This is a genomic window from Gemmatimonas sp. (assembly GCF_041689975.1).
GTDB lineage: Bacteria > Gemmatimonadota > Gemmatimonadetes > Gemmatimonadales > Gemmatimonadaceae > Gemmatimonas.
Map to the genome: position 1 here is coordinate 1 of NZ_JBDNFF010000034.1, position 3,985 is coordinate 3,985.

General features: G+C 60.3%; 5 protein-coding genes. 2 read left to right on the plus strand and 3 right to left on the minus strand.

All coding sequences use genetic code 11. The features are described 5' to 3' along the window. On the plus strand, positions 1–205 hold a 205-nt coding region (locus ACESNG_RS02470), incomplete at its 5' end, for a hypothetical protein (protein ID WP_373067658.1). A 346-nt stretch (positions 206–551) separates the two neighbouring features. Here ACESNG_RS02470 and ACESNG_RS02475 read toward each other — a convergent pair. Both ACESNG_RS02475 and ACESNG_RS02480 read right to left on the minus strand, forming a co-directional pair. Beyond that, complete coding sequence (locus ACESNG_RS02475) at positions 552–758, minus strand: hypothetical protein (protein ID WP_373067660.1); 207 nt, start codon at positions 756–758, stop codon at positions 552–554. Positions 759–837: 79 nt separating this feature from the next. Then, positions 838–1,950 (minus strand): AI-2E family transporter, encoded by a 1,113-nt coding sequence (locus ACESNG_RS02480; protein ID WP_373061180.1) that lies wholly within the window; start codon positions 1,948–1,950, stop codon positions 838–840. Between the two features lie 393 nt (positions 1,951–2,343). Here ACESNG_RS02480 and ACESNG_RS02485 point away from each other — a divergent pair, with 393 nt between their 5' ends. Then, positions 2,344–2,838, plus strand: a complete 495-nt coding sequence (locus ACESNG_RS02485) for a TspO/MBR family protein (RefSeq protein WP_373061181.1) — start codon at positions 2,344–2,346, stop codon at positions 2,836–2,838. A 733-nt stretch (positions 2,839–3,571) separates the two neighbouring features. Here ACESNG_RS02485 and ACESNG_RS02490 read toward each other — a convergent pair. After that, positions 3,572–3,817 (minus strand): hypothetical protein, encoded by a 246-nt coding sequence (locus ACESNG_RS02490; RefSeq protein ID WP_373067663.1) that lies wholly within the window; start codon positions 3,815–3,817, stop codon positions 3,572–3,574. Between the last annotated feature and the right edge of the window lie 168 nt (positions 3,818–3,985).

The window sequence follows — 3,985 nt, forward strand, 5'->3', positions numbered from 1 at the left end:
AGTTCGCGCGAAGTCCGCGAAGGTCGCGAAGGTCGCGAAGGCGCGCGAAGAACAGCAAGACAATGAGTGGTGTCCCCACGTGTTCACGGGTGGCGTGGTGCTTCCCGTGGATCACGCCGCACCGGCGCATCATGCAGCGGGTGGGGACCTGCGAGCACGCGGTGAAGACGCACCTCTGGATCGCGAAGCAAGGTCTACCGCTTGACCGGCAGAGCGTGTGAGAAATTCTACAGATCCTGCGTGTGGCCCTGTTCGAGCAAGTCCCGCTCCATCAACTACGTACGCCACCACCCCGTTATTCAGACGCTGATGTCGAGCCCATTCCACTCGTTCTCCTCAAAAAAACGTTGGGACACTACTGATAGGAACCATTTGCTGCACGGATAAGTAACGCCCAAGTAGTTGAGGACTTCTCCGCGGGTGCGCACGCGCGTCAGCACGCGTAAGCCGCACGCGCGAACCATGTGACAACGACAGAACGCCTGCCGCGACAACATCTCGTCGGTCGTTCTACGTTACGTTAGGCGCAACGTGATGGAACGCAACATGAGCTACACGGGTGCTGCCCGAAACACATACCGGTCGCGCTGCGGAAACGGGATGCCGATTTCTTCGGCATCGAATGCTTCCTTCACGGCTTTTGTGAAGTTGAACGTCACGTCTGAATAGTCGCTGTTGATGACCCACGGCCACACCACGAAGTCCACGATGCTTTCGCCGAGGTTGGCCACGGCACCGAGCAGCCCCGAGTGTCTCACCGGGGGTACGTGGATGCTGTAGGGGTGGTAACGAGTACCACACCCACGCATCCTCGCCGGATGTCGCGTCGAACGCCATTCAGGCCGTCAGCGCATCCGGCAGCGACGCCGTGCGAGTCGGCTCGTCGCGGGCACCGAGAAACTCTCCGATCCAATGCAATGCCTCGATGTGATCGCAGCAGATCTTGATGATCGACATGAGCGGAACCCCGATGAACGCACCAGCGATCCCCCAGACCCAGAACCAGAATGCGAGTCCAACGAACAGCGCCACAGAGTTGAGAGCAAGGCGCCGTCCGAGAACGAGCGTCGTGACGATGTTGCCCTGAATGAGATTCACCACGAAGTAGGCGCCGGGCACGAGGAGTATCCGACCGAACGAGTCGTACACACCGACTGCGCTGACCGCGAGTAACCCCATCATCAGAAGTGGTCCGACAAACGGAATGAACTCCAACGCTACCGTCAGCACGCCCCACAGGATCGGATTCGGCATATCGAGCATCCACATGGCCGCACCCACCATCACGCCTGCCATCAGGTTGATGCCGAGATTCGCAATGAGATATACGGACACGGCGGATTCCACATCGCGGGCGATGCGAACCGCCTTCTTCTTGTCGTGAAGTAATGGAATGACCCTTATCGTCTTCTCGAGGAACAAGTCGCCACCGGCAAGCAGGAAGAACAACAAAAACGCGACCTGAAAAAAGCCCGCCAGCATGCGCTGCGCTGTTCCTGCAAGCTTGGATGCGACCGACGGACCGACCACCGTGACCTCAGCCGGGCTCGTACTATCACTCAGGACTCCGACTTCCTTGGCGGCTTTCGACGCAGTCGTCGTTACCTCCGTGAGCGGTCTGAACACTTTGCCGACTTCACCCTGGACTCTCGCAATGGTTGCCGGCGCATCGCGCAGCATGTTCTGTGCCGGACCCGAGAGGGTGTAAGAGCCAAGCACTGCAATGGCGATGAGGCCGAATACGATGAGCGCTGCACCTGCGCTCATCGGGAGGTAGAGCTTCTGCATTCCGCGAACCAGCGGGCTGAACAGAAAGTCGAGCAGGATCGCAAACGCGATCGGTACGAGGAAGGACCGAGCGAAATACAACGTGTAAGCGACCGCGAGCGACGCAATCACGATGATCGCAATCGTGGCGCCTGTTGTCCGTGTGTCCGATTCGTCAGCCATCTGTTGTAATCCGGGAAAAGTCCTGAGCGTTTGCTGCTAGTCTATGCATACGCCGTGCTCGCGGGCCTGCGACGTCCCGGATTGCCGCTGTGGTGCGGGACGGCTCGATGAAATCAGTGCCGTGTCACGGCGTCTTCGGTGGTCCGCCCGGCAGCGCCGGGAGGCGCGCCGCGAGGTCTTCGTGACGGAGTAGACGCCCGTTCAGGGACACACTGCCTGAAGCTGCAGGCCATCCCCAGCGGACGCTTCCGTGCACCGCGCTCAGCGCGCGAAGCACTAGGTCAAACCTTTTCTTGGACCGGACTGTATACAATGTTGACATCGGAGCGCCATGTCGTCGTTCTATCACAAAGTCTGGACTTACGCGCCGTACCCGCCCTCTCGCCTCCATACATGACCGCTCGATCAATCACCTCACAATCGCTTGGCCTGCTTGGCTGGGTCGGAGTCACAGCAGTCGCGGCTACTCTCGGCGGTATCGCGTCAGCAAGCGACGTCAATTTCTATACAACCCTCGTGCGACCAGCTTGGGCACCGCCCGCCTGGCTCTTCGGCCCGGCCTGGTCGATACTCTACATACTGATGGCAACGTCGGCCTGGCTCGTGTGGCGCCGATGCGGCTTTCGCGATGCTGGCACTGCCCTGACGCTCTTCGTAGTGCAGTTGGCGTTGAATGCGCTTTGGACCTGGTTGTTCTTCGCGTGGCGCCAGGGCGGGATAGCGCTTGCAGAGCTGATTGCACTTTGGGTAATGATCGTGGTCACGATCGCCATGTTCTGGAAACTGCACCGCATTGCAGGGGCGCTCCTCGTGCCGTACCTGTGTTGGGTGAGCTTCGCCGGCGTGCTCAACTTCGCGCTCTGGCGATTGAATCCTGCTTTGCTCTAGTGGAATCCAATAGATGAGCACGGCGATCTGCGGATGACCATGGGGCAAAGTCCATGACATGGCGATGCCGAGGGTACCCGAGACGCGGGGGTAGCCTTGCAGCAGGTGAACGCCGATGGTTTTCGTAGAAACCAGCCTCTGCAGTGCCTGATGTCAGATTCGTACATGATGATTGCGCGCGTCTTTTGCGCGGAGGCGCGCGGGACCATCCTGCACCGAAGAACCGCCACAACCGGCGTGGTGGTTTGCCGCGCCCCGTCCGTCGGCACGATGCCCATTTCCATCATGTTGCTGTTCTTCGCGTCGCGTCGCGTGCTCCGCGAGCTTCGCGCGAACCAGCTGGTTCTCCGCTCGCTCCGTGGCAGCCGCCAGCACCGCAGTTCGCGCGAAGTCCGCGAAGATCGCGACGAGCGCGCCGCGAACGGTGACCGCTCGGCAGCTTCGGCGAGAACTTCACGTTCCACGGACACACTTCCTGAGAGGTGCGGGGTATACCCATTTCGTCATGCCGTTGTCGACTGGGCGTCCAACCATCAAGAAATCAAGAGATAGGTAGCCAAGTACGGACCCGGCATCTGCCGTGCCGACACGGAGCTCGCTCGACTCGGTCTCGCGGCGCCCAACGGTACCCGGCGCAGAAGTCGCGAAAGGGCCGCGAGACGAACATTCTGCAAAGGTGGCACTCGGTGCTGTACTTCGGGTGTCCGTCAGAATCCTCGTGACCACCGCGCGCTCAAGACCAAGGCGTTTGCGTGTCTGTCCACGACGGATGCCATTGAGGATGGCGCGCTGTGACCAACACCCGGAAATCCAAGAGCGACTCCTCGACGGCAATCCACAACGCCGTGCGCGATCTGTTGGAGTTGGAGCCATTACTAAAACCACAATGCGCGAGTTCGGTGCCGCCTGCATTGCAGCGCTGCTGCGAATTGTTCCGGCGGATGTTGAACGGCTCCGGGAATTCTTCCACTTCAGCCAACCGGTGTTCGCGCGGTACCTGAACACCACCGAAAGCACAGTGGCCAAGTGAGAGTCGGACGCGAAACGCCCGAGTGGGATGGCGCTCCAACTCTCTCACGTCCCAAGAAAGAACGGGCTCGCGGCCTTGGTCTGAGCTCCGAAGACCCCTGCGTTCGAACGCTGGACG

Bases quoted from the DNA above. Each gene is read 5' to 3' on its own strand.
- ACESNG_RS02480 (WP_373061180.1), bottom strand. From the start codon at position 1,950: ATGGCTGACGAATCGGACACACGGACAACAGGCGCCACGATTGCGATC.
- ACESNG_RS02485 (WP_373061181.1), top strand. From the start codon at position 2,344: ATGACCGCTCGATCAATCACCTCACAATCGCTTGGCCTGCTTGGCTGG.